Genomic DNA, 11,965 nt, shown 5'->3' on the forward strand with positions numbered 1-11,965 from the left:
TCAGAGCAGGCGCCAGGCGCCGCAGGCAAGCAGCGCCAGCAACATCGACAGCAGGGCCAGGGTTCGCGGTCGCCACCAGCGCCGCGCTTGTCCGGCCATCGCCTGCGGACTGCAGTAGCGCACCAGCCCCGGACCGAAACCGGCCCGGTGCTGTTGCCCTGCGCAGGCTTCCAGGCAGGCGCCGCAGGCCAGGCAATCGGCCTGCGGCCCCTGGCGGATGTCCAGTTGCATCGGACAGGCGCTGACACAGGCGGCGCAGTCCGTGCAGTCACCGAGACGATCGGCACTGAAGGTCGGCATCGGTCCGGCCAGCAGCGGATGCGCGGCGCGGAACACGTAATCCTGCGCGGTGGTCGGGTCGAGCAGGCCACGCCCCCGTCCCAGCACGCCGCCGAGGCCGGAGGGACGCGGCCCTCGCGGCTCGCCGCGGCGAGCGTCGTACAGCATGCGTGGCGTATGCGGATCGGTCAGCAGCGGCTGCATGCGTGCGAACGGGCACAACGAACGGCAGACCTGCTCGCGCAGGAAACCGGCATTGCCCCAGGTGGCGGCCGCATAGAACAGCACCCAGAAGGTTTCCCAGCCACTCCAGCCAGCCCGCGGCGCAGCGGCCACCAGTTCGGCGATCGGGCTGAACAGACCGACGAAGGTGACGCCGGTCCACAGTGACAACAGTCCCCAGGCCAGCTGCGTCGCCAGGCGCGCCAGCGAGGCGGGAAGCAGGCGGGACACGGCGCGGGCGATCCCGTCGAAGGCGCGGCGCCACAGGGTCTGCGGGCAGGCATGGCCGCACCAGACGCGCCCGGCAAGATGGGTGAGCAGCGCAAAGCCCACCGCAAGCACCGCCAGCAGTCCGATCAGCACACCGACGTCGCCGGGCCACAGGGTCCAGCCGAACAGGTCGAAGCGCCGGGCATTGATGTCCAGCAGCAACGCCTGGCGTCCGTCCCAGCGCAGCCACGGCAGCGCGTAGAACAGGGCCAGCAAGGCGGCATTCAGCGCCCCGCGCCAGCGCCAGGGGCGTGGTGGGGTTGTGCAGGGTGTGCTCATCCCAGCGGCAGCTCGTCGTCGTCGTCGCTCGGCATCGGTCGTTGCAGGTACCAGGTGACCGCGCTGGACAGCGCCGTCACCGTCCAGAACATGAAGAAGCCTGCGGTATAGCCCAGCTCGCGGCTGATGGCCGTGCCCGGGAAGCTGATCGCCTGAAGGCGCAACGGGTCGACGAAGGCGAAGAACACCACGCTGGCCACGCCGGCGGCGATGAAGCTGGGCCAGAGGATGGCGCCCCAATGCTGGATCAGCCGCTGGCGGCGACTGGGGGAGGGTCTGTTCATGCTGTCCCGGATCGAAAAGTGGGCGGCGCGTATACTCCGCCAAGGCTGGCGCAGCTTCCGCAGGGCATGCTTCCTGCAAGCGTGCCAGCCTAGGTGCAGCGGACTGCGCCGACATTGATCTGGATCAACGGCGGTGCCGCCTGCGTGCGGCACACTGCCGGCACGCTTTGGGTACCCTGATGAACGCAACACCGCCGCCTGTTCTTCCCGTTGCCTCGCCCGAGTTGTGCACCGAGCAGGAAGTGACCCGCCTGGTCCACGACTTCTATGCGCGCGTGCGCGAGGAAGAGCGGCTGGGGCCGGTGTTCGAGGCGCACGTGCATGACTGGCCGGAACACCTGGCACAGCTGGTCGACTTCTGGTCGGCGATGCTGCGCGGTACCCGCCGCTTCAAGGGTTCGCCAATGTCCAAGCACATGGCGATCGAGCTGGACAAGGACCTGTTCGACCGCTGGCTGGTGCTGTTCCGGATCACCACCGCCGAATGCAGCAACCCGCCGATGCAGGAACTGGCCAACGATGTGGCCGCGCGCATCGGTGACACCTTCTGGAAGCGCTACCAGATGCTGCGCTGGCCACAGGTCGGCCTGCCGGTGCTGGGCATCCCTGCCAAGGATTGATCTGGGTCAAGGCGGCGCAGGCTGTCCGGCGCGATGCTGGCGGCATGGACACGTTCTCTCCCACCGCTGGCGGCCTGGCCTGGACCTTCGACCCCGACCTGCTGCGTCGGCACGACCGGCCGGGCCCTCGTTACACCTCGTATCCGACCGCGCCGCATTTCCATGATGGTTTCGACGCGCCGGCGCTGCGCCAGGCGATCGCCGACAGCAACCAGCTGGCGCGTGCGCTGTCGCTGTACGTGCACGTGCCGTTCTGTTCCAGTCCCTGCTTCTACTGTGGCTGCAATCGGGTGATCAGCCGCGATCGCGGCCGCGGCCACAGCTACGTCGCGCGGGTGCTGGCCGAGGCTGATCTGCTGGCACCGCAGTTCGAGGATGGCCGCGAGGTCATCCAGCTGCATCTGGGTGGCGGCACGCCGAACTTCCTTGATGCCGAGGCGATGACCACGCTGGTGGAGGGGCTGCGCCGGCGCTTCGATTTCAGCGATTCGGCGCAACGCGATTTCTCGATCGAGCTCGATCCGCGCTTCATCGATACCCGCGACGTCGCCATGCTGGCGCGGCTGGGCTTCAACCGGGCCAGCCTGGGCGTGCAGGATTTCGATCCGCAGGTGCAGGAATCGATCAACCGCGTGCAGGGCGTGCAACAGACGCTGGACATCCTGCGCGCGTGCCGCGACAGCGGCATGCGATCGGTCAATGTCGACCTGATCTATGGGTTGCCGGGGCAGAGCCTGGAAGGCTTCGGTCGCACCCTCGAGCTGGTGCTGGCGCTGCGCCCGGACCGCCTGGCGGTCTACGGCTACGCGCACCTGCCGCATCTGTTCCGCGCACAGAAGCAGATCGACGAACGCCGCTTGCCGTCGCCGGAGGACAAGCTGGCGTTGCTGGGCCTGGCGGTGGAGAAGCTCTCCGCGGCGGGCTACCAGTACATCGGCATGGATCACTTTGCGTTGCCGGAAGAGGATCTGTCGCGAGCGCAGCGTGCCGGCCAGTTGCATCGCAACTTCATGGGCTACACCACCCACGCCGATACCGATCTGCTCGGCCTGGGCGTGAGTGCGATCAGCCACATCGGTGCCACCTACAGCCAGAATCCGCGCGATCTGCCGTCGTGGGAGGACGCGGTGGACCAAGGCCAGCTGCCGGTGTGGCGTGGGGTGGCGCTGAGCGCCGACGACCAGTTGCGTGCGGAACTGATCCAGCAGCTGATGTGCCAGGGCGAGGTGGATGGCACTGCGCTGGGCCAGCGTCATGGCGTCGATTTCGAGCAGTACTTCGCCGAAGACCTGCGTTCGGTTCAGCGGCTGCAGGAAGATGGCCTGGCCGAATACCGCGACGGTGTAGTGCGTGCCAGCGAGCCGGGGCGGCCGCTGCTGCGGTTGCTGGCGATGTGCTTCGATCCGTACCTGCGTGCGGCGCATGAGCAGCCGCGCTATTCGCGTGCGATCTGAGGTTCCGTCGCGCAGTGTGACCCACCCCCAAAAAACCGGGCCAGCGTAAAGCAGAGACTTCTCTCCGCATTGACCCCCGTGGATCACGAGGAATCAGGCGATGAAGAAGTCCCGTTTTACCGAGGAGCAGATTGCCTACGCGCTCAAGCAGGTCGAGCTGGGGATGTCTGCCGGGACGCCGCTGCTGTCGCGGGTAATGACGGTGAAGGTGCCCAGGTTGACGAAGCTTGTGCAAGCGCCGCGCCGAGGCGTCGCTTGGTCAGCCCGGTAGGACTGCCACGCCGTCAGGTGGATCCTCACGACGCAACGACAGCACGCGCCAGCTGGCCATGCGCTTGCGTTCTAGCAGGTTCGCCAGGGCGCTGGCATCGGGCCTGCCTTTGCGGGTGTACTTGACCGGGGCCAGCACCAGCAGGTTGACGCGCTCGTCCGGCGGGATCGAATCGCGCTCGTCCTCCGGGTTCCAGGGCCTATCCACGGCCAGCAGTGCATCGACCCCCTCCGGCCACGGCAGGTCAGTGAACTCGGGATCGCTGCGTTCAATCAGGTGCCCCTCGCTGATCGGCCCGTGTGCGAACACTTGTGCCACCATGCGCGACATCAGCAGTTGCGGGAAACGCCACACGCTATCGTCGCCCAGCCCTGTGCGTGGCAGTGGCCAGTTGCGCTGCAGAGGGAGGAAGAGCTCGATCATCGGTGTACCGGCTTCATGTAGTCCGGTGCTGAACAGCAGCTTGAAGTCGGATCTGCCGTCAATCAGGCCCAGGTGCAGTGATGCCCTCGGGTCACGCGACGCCGGCGAGAATTCTGGTCGGAGCACCGGCCCGACCGTGTTGTGCACGAAGACGATGATCGATTCACCGGCTCCCTGCACGTAGGGACCCTGGTAGTCGCGCACGCTTCTGCCCCCGTGTCGCTCCAACGTCGCAGCGACCTCGGGATGGCCCCAGATGCGCGCAGCATCCAACGCCGACTGATTCAACTGCCGGTGCAGGCGGTTGACGTCGGCACCGGCCTGCAGCAGCAGCTCCACGATATCCCCATGCCCTTCGAGGGCAGCGGCGTACAGCGGGTGACAGCGCATCAGCGCGGTGCCATCCGGATCGGCACCCGCCTGCAGCAGCAGCTTGCACACAGCGGCGTGACCGCCAGACACTGCTTCCATCAACGGCGTCCGGTGATCATCTCCGCCGAAGTTCATGTCCGCCGGAAGCCCCCAGGCCAGCAGCCATTGGCACACCGCCTCCTGGCCGCTTGCCGCCGCCAGGTGCAACACGCTGTCGTCCCCTGCATAGCCAAAGTGGGCCAGCCACAGTAAAGCTGGCTGCGCGTCCGCGATGGAGCGCACCACGTCCAGTTCACCCGCCTCTATGGCGTCGTACAGGCGATCCAGTTCACTCTCGTGCTCGATACCCAATGGGTGTTGATCAATCATGCTTCTTCCATGAACCCAGCGTTGGTCGGCAAGCCTATCTCGCTGTCTGCCGTTCTTGAAGCGGACAGGCTACGCGGGGAATAGCCTGCAGTCACCCCGGGTGCGCGTGGACAGCGCCGTGCCGACGCCCCAGATCGTAGCTGGGCTGGATCTCGGCCAGGCAAGGGGCGAGATCTGCCAGGCCTGGCTGGCCGAAGTCGACCACGGGGAGCTGTACGAAACTGCCACGGCGCGAGTCAGGGAAGCGCTGGAACCGCGTAAGCCGCCGGCAGAGCCCAAGCCCCGCCCGAAGGACGCGCGCAAGGCATGGGTGAGTGCAGGGCTGCAGCAGATGCGGCGAGGTGTTTGAGGTAACCGCGACATTGCGTCGCAGACGCCATCTGTTGCTCGCTTGGCATCATGCGTTGGAGCAGATTGCGGAGCGTCGAGAAAATTGCGGAGCGGGAACGCGATCGATGATCGTCGTAAAAGCCTTGGTGCCCGGAGCCGGAATCGAACCGGCATGGGGTTGCCCCCGGCGGATTTTAAGTCCGATGCGTCTACCAGTTTCGCCATCCGGGCCTGCAGCGCGGCGCCGATTGTAGCCCACCCGCCGCACGGTGGCTGGATTGCATTGGCGGGGTGACGTGCTTAACTGTCGTTCCTATTCATGTCATAGTCCCAGCCATCGTTCCCAGGGGGGGAGCCATCTGATGTCGCTGCACGCGATTGCCTATGCCAGTGAGGCCCGCGCCGATCTGCAGACAACCGATCTCGACCGCCTGCTGGCCGATGCCACGGCATTCAACCGTGTAGCCGGCGTCACCGGTGTGCTGATGTTCGATGGATCGCGCTTCCTGCAGTATCTGGAAGGTCCGGAAGATGGCATCGATTCGGTGTTTCCGCGCATCCTCAACGCGCGCAGCCATGGGCAACTGAAGGTGTTGTGCCGCGCGCCGGTCGCGCAGCGTGCGTTCCCGCGCTGGTCCATGGGCACGCGACGGATCGAGGCGGACCTGCTGGCGCAGATCATCGATGCCGCCTGGCCGGGCTTCCTGCTGGGCAGCGGTGGATTCGAGCGTCTGCGGCAGGCCTGGACCGGCGCCGACGGTGAACTGGAACCGGCCGCGGTCGCACTGGGCTCCTGACCTGCCTTGGCGGCAGGGCGCCGTGGCCGTTAGGCTGTAGCCTTTCTGGTGTGGGTTTCCCGGAGTGGTGCAGCGAATGAGTGAGTTGGCCGAAGCCATGGCAGCGTATGTGCGATCGCATCCGTTGCACGGGATGTGCCGATGAGTGCGCCGGTTGCGGCGGCCGTCGCCCCCCGGTTTGCGGTGATCGGTCTGGGCTACGTCGGCCTGCCGTTGGCGGTGGCCTTCGGCAGGCACTGGCCGACGCTGGGCTTTGATATCGATGCCGGCCGCATCGCCGAGCTGCGCAGTGGCCAGGACCACACGCTGGAAATGGATGCCGATGAGCTGGCCAGTGCACAGCAGCTGCAGTACGGCAGTGATCCGGCACTGCTCGATGCCTGCAATGTCTACATCGTCACCGTGCCGACCCCGATCGATGCCTATGAGCAGCCCGACCTGGAGCCGCTGCGATCTGCCAGCCGGCTGATCGCCAGCCATCTGCGCGTGGGCGACCTGGTGATCTACGAATCCACGGTGTACCCGGGTACGACCGAAGAAGTCTGCGTGCCGCTGCTGGAGGAGGGCTCGGGCCTGCGTTTCAACGAAGACTTCTACTGCGGCTACAGCCCCGAGCGGGTCAGTCCGGGTGACCGCCAGCGTCGCCTGGCCGACATCCGCAAGATCACCTCCGGTTCGACACCGGAGGTTGCCGCGGTGATCGACGGCCTGTACCAGCGCATCATCGCCGCCGGTACCTTCCCGGCGCCGACGATGCGCGTGGCCGAAGCGGCCAAGGTGGTCGAGAACATCCAGCGTGATGTCAACATCGCACTGGTCAACGAGCTGGCGCTGATCTTCGATCGGCTCGGCATCGACACCCAGGACGTGCTTGACGCGGCGGGCAGCAAGTGGAATTTCCTGCCGTTCCGGCCAGGCCTGGTGGGTGGCCACTGCATCGGCGTGGATCCGTATTACCTGCTGCACAAGTCCGAGAGCGTGGGTTACCACCCGGACCTGATCCATACCGCGCGGCAGGTCAACAACCGCGTCGGCGAGCACGTGGCCACGCGGGTGCTGGCGATGCTGGCGGAGCGTGGCCGCGCACCGGTGCAGGCACGCATCCTGGTGCTCGGCGTCACCTTCAAGGAGGATTGCCCGGACCTGCGCAACAGCCGCGCGCTGGAGCTTGCGCAGCGCCTGCGCGATGCCGGTGCGGAGGTTGAAGTCAGTGATCCCTGGGTGGGCCCGGCGGCGTTGGCGGAGGCCGGTGTGCAGTGGCTGGCCGAGCCGGTCACGGGGAGCTACGACGCGGTGGTGTTGGCGGTGGCCCATGCCCGCTTCAAGGCGATGGACGAGGCGGGAATCCGGGGCCTGCTGGCCCCAGGTGGCCTGGTCTACGATGTGAAATCGGCCTGGCCGCGCAACGTGGTTGACGGTCGACTGTAAGCCCGGAGGGCGGGCGGCACGGTAGACTCGGGGGCAGTTGCAACCGAGGAAAGCCATGCACCGGTATATCGTCTACCTGCTCGCCATCCTGATGTTCCCGATATGCCTGTGGCTGGCCACGATCTGGCCGGCCTGGTACTGGGGCGTCGGCCTGACTGCCGCGATGGTGGCGCTGGGGACCTGGGACCTGCTGCAGAAGCGCAGCACGCTGCGCCGCAATTATCCGGTGATGGCGCACTTCCGCTACGGCCTGGAGTCGATCGGCCCGGAGATCCGCCAGTATTTCGTGCAGAGCGACCTGGAGGACGTGCCGTTCTCGCGCCAGCAGCGCGCGCTGATCTACCAGCGGGCCAAGAACGAGATGGACACGGTGCCGTTCGGTACCCTGCGCAGCACCTATGCGGTGGACTACGAATGGATCAACCATTCGCTGGCACCCACGTCCATCGCCAAGCACGATTTCCGCGTGTTGATCGGCGCCAACTGTGCCAAGCCCTATTCGGCCAGCGTGTTCAACATTTCGGCGATGAGCTTCGGTTCGTTGTCGGCCAATGCGATCCGCGCGCTGAACGAAGGCGCGCGCCGTGGCGGCTTCTACCACGACACTGGCGAAGGCTCGATCTCGCCGTATCACCGCGAGATGGGCGGTGACCTGGTGTGGGAGATCGGTTCGGGCTACTTCGGTTGCCGTGACGAGAATGGGGGCTTCAGCGAAGAGCGCTTCGTTGCCAATGCCACCCACGACCAGGTCAAGATGATCGAGATCAAGCTGTCGCAGGGTGCCAAGCCGGGCCACGGTGGCGTGCTGCCAGCACCGAAGGTGACCGCCGAGATCTCGGTGACGCGCGGCGTACCGATGGGCGTGGACTGCGTGTCGCCGTCACGCCACTCAGCGTTCTCGACGCCGGTTGAGCTGTTGCAGTTCGTTGCGCGCCTGCGCGAGCTGTCCGGTGGCAAGCCGGTCGGTTTCAAGCTGGCCATCGGCCATCCGTGGGAGTGGTTCGGCATTGCCAAGGCGATGCAGGAAACCGGCCTGCTGCCGGACTTCATCGTGGTCGACGGCGCCGAGGGCGGCACGGGTGCGGCACCGGCGGAGTTCGTCGACCATGTCGGCGTGCCGATGCACGAAGCGCTGCTGCTGGTGCACAACACCCTGGTTGGCCTCGACCTGCGCGAACGCGTCCGCATCGGCGCGGCGGGCAAGATCACCAGTGCCTTCGACATTGCGCGCACCATCGCGCTGGGGGCCGACTGGTGCAATGCCGGCCGAGGCTTCATGTTCGCGCTGGGTTGCATCCAGTCGCTGAGCTGCCACACCGACAAGTGCCCGACCGGCATCGCCACCCAGGATCCGGCACGCTGGAAGCACCTGGATGCGCCGGACAAGGCCACCCGTGTGTACAGCTACCACGAGCACACGCTGCATGCCTTGAAGGAGCTGCTGTGTGCCGCCGGCCTGAATGATCCGGCTGAACTTGGGCCGGAACACATCCTGCGCCGTGTTTCGCCGGTGGAGATCCGTTCGCTGGCCTCGCTGTACCGCTACCTGGAACCGGGCGAGCTGCTGCACAAGGTGCCGGACCATGCGGTGTTCCATGCGTTCTGGGCCGATGCACGCAGCGACTCGTTCCAGCCGCCGCCGAAGATCCAGGCGCTGCGCGCCAGCAAGTCGCGATAGCGATTCTGTAGTGTCGAGCCATGCTCGACTGCCTTTCGATCAGGCATCGCGACGTCGGAACGAAGAACAGTCGAGCATGGCTCGACGCTACAAGGAGATGTCATGCAGTTCAGGACCGGCACCATCGACGACGTCGCCACGCTGTGGGCCCTGCGCACGCGCTGCGTGCGCGAGACCTGCAGCAGCCACTATCCGGCGGAGGTCATCGCACCGTGGTCGGCCTCGCCACCACCGTCGCAGTACGCGCGGCTGTTGTCGCAGGGCGGATGCGTGGTGGCCGAGGACGGGCAGGGTGCCCTGCTCGGTTTCGGCGTGTTCGATGCCAACGCCAATGAAGTCGATGCGCTGTTTGTCGATCCGGATCGCGGCGGCAGGGGGATCGGCCAGGCACTGATGCAGCGGTTGCTGGCGATGGCCGACCACGAGCGCGAGGTAGTGCTGTCGGCCTCGCTCAATGCGGTGCCGTTCTATCAACGGCAGGGATTCATTGCCGTGCGGGAGGAAGCCTACCCGCATCCCAGCGGTGTGGCGCTGGCCTCGGTGAGCATGCGCAGGCCATGGTGATGTAGCGTCGAGCTTGCTCGACGGCTTTTGTAGAGTCGAGCCATGCTCGACTGCTTTATCGCCTGAATCAAAAAGCAGTCGAGCATGGCTCGACTCTACAATGCGGGTCTCATCGCCCGGCCAGCCATCCGATCACGCCTTCAGCAGCACGCAGGCCGCTGGCGTAGCACGCCGTCAGCAGATAGCCGCCGGTAGGTGCCTCCCAGTCCAGCATCTCGCCGGCACAGAACACGCCGGGCACTGCCCGCAGCATCAGGCCATCATCCAGCGCATCCAGGCGCACGCCGCCAGCCGTGCTGATCACCTCGGCCATCGGCCGTGGACGCAGCAGGCGCAACGGCAGGCGCTTGAGCGTGGCGGCCACGGCAGGCAGGTCGTTGCCCGCGTCCTTGCCAAGGATCTCGAACACCAGCGCGGCCTTCACTGCATCCAGGCCGGCCTGGCGACGCAGGTGTTCGCCGAAGCTGCGACCCTTGCGCGGGCGCGACAGATCGGCCAGCAGGCGTGCTTCATCGCGTCCCGGCACCAGGTCCAGCCACAGCATGGCGTGGCCATCGCGGTTGATTGTCTCGCGCAGGTCTGCGGCCAACGCGTAGATCAGGCTGCCTTCGATGCCGTACTCGCTGGCCACGCATTCGCCCTGCAGCGACTGCGATTGTCCCGCCAGGTCGAGCCAGTGCGCGACCACCGGCTTCAACGGCGCGCCGGCATTGCGCTGGGCGAAGAACGGCGTCCAGTCGATGTCGAAGCCGCAGTTGGCCGATTGCAGCGGCGCAATGTCCACGCCTCGTGCCTGCAAGGGGGCGACCCAGGCGCCATCACTGCCCAGCTGCGGCCAGCTGCCGCCGCCCATGGCCAGCACGGTGGCATCGGCGTGGACATCGATCTCGCCCGCTTCGGTGGCGAAGCGCAGCGCGCCGTCGTTGCCCCATCCGATCCAGCGGTGGTTGGCATGCAGGCGCACGCCCTGTTCCTTCAGCCGGCGCACCCAGCCGCGCAGCAGCGGCGCAGCCTTGCGGTCGACCGGGAACACGCGGCCGGAGCTGCCGACATAGGTTTCCACGCCAAAGCCGGCAGCCCAATCGCGCAGCGCCTGCGCGTCGAAGCCATCCAGCCAGCGACCAACCGCTTCGGCCCGCTCGCGGTAGCGGCTGTCGAACAGCGGCCGCGGATCGGAATGGGTGAGGTTGAGCCCGCCCTTGCCGGCGATCAGGAACTTGCGGCCGGGTGAACCCTTGGCCTCGTACAGGTCGACCTCCAGCCCAGCGGCGCGCAGGCGCTCGGCGGCGAACAGGCCGGCCGGGCCGCCGCCGATGACGGCGACCCGATGGGGCGATGCGGTATTACGGTTTGACATCGAGCAGCTCGACATCGAACACCAGCGACGAGCCGGCCGGGATCGGGCCAACCCGGCGGTCGCCGTAGCCGTAGTCCGGCGGGATCATCAGGGTGCGCTTGCCGCCGACCTTCATGCCGGCCACGCCCTCATCCCAGCCGCGGATGACCTGGCCGGCGCCGAGCGCGAAGGTGAACGGTTCGCCACGGCTGACCGAGCTGTCGAAGGTCTTGCCGTGCTTGGTTTCGGTGCGGTTGTCGTAGATCCAGCCGGTGTAGTGCACGGTCACCTTGTTGCCGGCAACGGCTTCGGCGCCGGTACCCGGGACGGTATCGATGCGCTCGAAGGTGGTCAGGGTGCCACCCGGCGGCGGGCCGGACGGTTCGGTCGAGCAGCCAACGGCGGCGAGGGACAGCAGCAGGGGAAGCAGCAGGCGGCGCATCGGGCGTCTCCGGAAGGGCGCAGGGCGAGGGCGGCAAGGGTAGCGCATCGGCGCCGGGTATCATGGGGGCATGGCAAAACTCCTGCTCAATCTGCGCAATGTCGGCGACGACGAATATGCCGATGTCTGCACGCTGCTCGACCAGCACGGCATCGCCTGGTATCGCACCGAACCCAGCCCCTGGGGCATTTCCAACGGCGGCCTGTGGCTGCGCGAGGACGCCGATCATCCGCGTGCGAAGGCGCTGATGGCGGAGTACCAGGCTGAGCGCGGGCCACGCATCCGTGCCGAGCGCGAGCAGGCGTTGCGCGATGGCACGGCGGAGACCTTCGGCAGCCTGTTCCGGCGGCGGCCGGCGTATGTGGTGCTGGTGCTGTTGGGGATGGTGGGTGCGGCGGCGCTGGTGCTGCTGCCGTTCGTGCTGTTGCGGGGGTAAGGGGGGCTTCTGGCCGGGTTGCACCCGGCACCCGCCGATGCCAGGGCAACTACAACAGCAACTACAACAGCAACAGCAACAGCAGGCAATCCGTGGTGGGCAGGGCGGTGT

The 11,965-nt window shown here is 66.8% G+C and carries 13 protein-coding genes and 1 tRNA gene; 8 read left to right on the forward strand and 6 right to left on the reverse strand.

The genetic code is table 11. The annotated features are described in order from the left end of the window. Entirely contained in the window at positions 1 to 1,050 is a 1,050-nt protein-coding gene (locus N5D91_RS14100; RefSeq protein ID WP_110711821.1) for a 4Fe-4S dicluster domain-containing protein, read from the reverse strand. Further along, positions 1,047 to 1,334: a hypothetical protein gene (locus N5D91_RS14105; RefSeq protein WP_110711822.1), complete on the reverse strand. Its 288-nt coding sequence runs from the start codon at positions 1,332 to 1,334 to the stop codon at positions 1,047 to 1,049. The genes N5D91_RS14100 and N5D91_RS14105 overlap by 4 nt, the downstream gene beginning before the upstream one ends. A gap of 179 nt (positions 1,335 to 1,513) precedes the next feature. Between N5D91_RS14105 and N5D91_RS14110 the strand changes: the two genes are divergently transcribed. The 3 genes from N5D91_RS14110 to N5D91_RS14120 all read left to right on the forward strand — a co-directional run bounded on the left by N5D91_RS14110 (position 1,514) and on the right by N5D91_RS14120 (position 3,679). After that, the gene (locus N5D91_RS14110; protein ID WP_110711823.1) at positions 1,514 to 1,954 is read left to right on the forward strand and encodes a group III truncated hemoglobin; all 441 of its coding nucleotides are present in this window, start codon (positions 1,514 to 1,516) and stop codon (positions 1,952 to 1,954) included. Between the two features lie 44 nt (positions 1,955 to 1,998). Then, positions 1,999 to 3,408 (forward strand): oxygen-independent coproporphyrinogen III oxidase, encoded by a 1,410-nt coding sequence (gene hemN / locus N5D91_RS14115; RefSeq protein ID WP_180854928.1) that lies wholly within the window; start codon positions 1,999 to 2,001, stop codon positions 3,406 to 3,408. Positions 3,409 to 3,508: 100 nt separating this feature from the next. Then, on the forward strand, positions 3,509 to 3,679 hold the full coding sequence (locus tag N5D91_RS14120; protein ID WP_153855172.1) for a hypothetical protein: 171 nt from the start codon (positions 3,509 to 3,511) through the stop codon (positions 3,677 to 3,679). On the opposite strand, the gene N5D91_RS14125 is transcribed toward N5D91_RS14120, so the two are convergent. After that, positions 3,668 to 4,843, reverse strand: a complete 1,176-nt coding sequence (locus N5D91_RS14125) for an ankyrin repeat domain-containing protein (RefSeq protein WP_180854929.1) — start codon at positions 4,841 to 4,843, stop codon at positions 3,668 to 3,670. The two genes, N5D91_RS14120 and N5D91_RS14125, sit on opposite strands and share 12 nt — an antisense overlap. Before the next feature lie 474 nt (positions 4,844 to 5,317). Further along, positions 5,318 to 5,404 (reverse strand) — tRNA-Leu (locus N5D91_RS14130). A gap of 131 nt (positions 5,405 to 5,535) precedes the next feature. Here N5D91_RS14130 and N5D91_RS14135 point away from each other — a divergent pair. The 4 genes from N5D91_RS14135 (at position 5,536) to N5D91_RS14150 (ending at position 9,640) form a co-directional block, all read left to right on the forward strand. Then, a complete protein-coding gene (locus N5D91_RS14135) occupies positions 5,536 to 5,970 on the forward strand; it encodes a BLUF domain-containing protein (protein WP_110711825.1) in 435 nt (144 codons plus the stop codon). A gap of 141 nt (positions 5,971 to 6,111) precedes the next feature. Next, entirely contained in the window at positions 6,112 to 7,398 is a 1,287-nt protein-coding gene (locus N5D91_RS14140) for a nucleotide sugar dehydrogenase (protein WP_180854930.1), read from the forward strand. Positions 7,399 to 7,453: 55 nt separating this feature from the next. After that, positions 7,454 to 9,076 carry an FMN-binding glutamate synthase family protein gene (locus tag N5D91_RS14145; RefSeq protein WP_180854931.1) on the forward strand — a complete coding sequence of 541 codons (1,623 nt, stop codon included), beginning with the start codon at positions 7,454 to 7,456 and terminating at the stop codon, positions 9,074 to 9,076. A gap of 102 nt (positions 9,077 to 9,178) precedes the next feature. After that, positions 9,179 to 9,640: a GNAT family N-acetyltransferase gene (locus N5D91_RS14150; RefSeq protein ID WP_153855168.1), complete on the forward strand. Its 462-nt coding sequence runs from the start codon at positions 9,179 to 9,181 to the stop codon at positions 9,638 to 9,640. Between the two features lie 109 nt (positions 9,641 to 9,749). Here N5D91_RS14150 and N5D91_RS14155 read toward each other — a convergent pair whose 3' ends face one another. Together N5D91_RS14155 and N5D91_RS14160 are read right to left on the reverse strand one after the other, a co-directional pair. Then, positions 9,750 to 10,997 carry a TIGR03862 family flavoprotein gene (locus tag N5D91_RS14155; RefSeq protein WP_110711829.1) on the reverse strand — a complete coding sequence of 416 codons (1,248 nt, stop codon included), beginning with the start codon at positions 10,995 to 10,997 and terminating at the stop codon, positions 9,750 to 9,752. Next, the gene (locus N5D91_RS14160; RefSeq protein ID WP_049421508.1) at positions 10,984 to 11,418 is read right to left on the reverse strand and encodes an FKBP-type peptidyl-prolyl cis-trans isomerase; all 435 of its coding nucleotides are present in this window, start codon (positions 11,416 to 11,418) and stop codon (positions 10,984 to 10,986) included. Before N5D91_RS14160 ends, N5D91_RS14155 begins: the two co-directional genes overlap by 14 nt. Positions 11,419 to 11,488: 70 nt before the next feature. Between N5D91_RS14160 and N5D91_RS14165 the strand changes: the two genes are divergently transcribed. Further along, positions 11,489 to 11,854: a DUF6164 family protein gene (locus N5D91_RS14165; RefSeq protein ID WP_110711830.1), complete on the forward strand. Its 366-nt coding sequence runs from the start codon at positions 11,489 to 11,491 to the stop codon at positions 11,852 to 11,854. Positions 11,855 to 11,965: the final 111 nt, after the last annotated feature.

It is taken from the genome of Stenotrophomonas sp. GD03794 (assembly GCF_029842145.1).
GTDB classification, from domain to species: domain Bacteria; phylum Pseudomonadota; class Gammaproteobacteria; order Xanthomonadales; family Xanthomonadaceae; genus Stenotrophomonas; species Stenotrophomonas riyadhensis.

Coding starts and splice junctions, on each gene's coding strand:
- hemN (WP_180854928.1), top strand. CDS start 1,999: ATGGACACGTTCTCTCCCACCGCTGGCGGCCTGGCCTGGACCTTCGAC.
- N5D91_RS14125 (WP_180854929.1), bottom strand. CDS start 4,843: ATGATTGATCAACACCCATTGGGTATCGAGCACGAGAGTGAACTGGAT.
- N5D91_RS14165 (WP_110711830.1), top strand. CDS start 11,489: ATGGCAAAACTCCTGCTCAATCTGCGCAATGTCGGCGACGACGAATAT.
- N5D91_RS14160 (WP_049421508.1), bottom strand. CDS start 11,418: ATGCGCCGCCTGCTGCTTCCCCTGCTGCTGTCCCTCGCCGCCGTTGGC.
- N5D91_RS14105 (WP_110711822.1), bottom strand. CDS start 1,334: ATGAACAGACCCTCCCCCAGTCGCCGCCAGCGGCTGATCCAGCATTGG.
- N5D91_RS14155 (WP_110711829.1), bottom strand. CDS start 10,997: ATGTCAAACCGTAATACCGCATCGCCCCATCGGGTCGCCGTCATCGGC.
- N5D91_RS14150 (WP_153855168.1), top strand. CDS start 9,179: ATGCAGTTCAGGACCGGCACCATCGACGACGTCGCCACGCTGTGGGCC.
- N5D91_RS14100 (WP_110711821.1), bottom strand. CDS start 1,050: ATGAGCACACCCTGCACAACCCCACCACGCCCCTGGCGCTGGCGCGGG.
- N5D91_RS14110 (WP_110711823.1), top strand. CDS start 1,514: ATGAACGCAACACCGCCGCCTGTTCTTCCCGTTGCCTCGCCCGAGTTG.
- N5D91_RS14145 (WP_180854931.1), top strand. CDS start 7,454: ATGCACCGGTATATCGTCTACCTGCTCGCCATCCTGATGTTCCCGATA.
- N5D91_RS14120 (WP_153855172.1), top strand. CDS start 3,509: ATGAAGAAGTCCCGTTTTACCGAGGAGCAGATTGCCTACGCGCTCAAG.
- N5D91_RS14140 (WP_180854930.1), top strand. CDS start 6,112: ATGAGTGCGCCGGTTGCGGCGGCCGTCGCCCCCCGGTTTGCGGTGATC.
- N5D91_RS14135 (WP_110711825.1), top strand. CDS start 5,536: ATGTCGCTGCACGCGATTGCCTATGCCAGTGAGGCCCGCGCCGATCTG.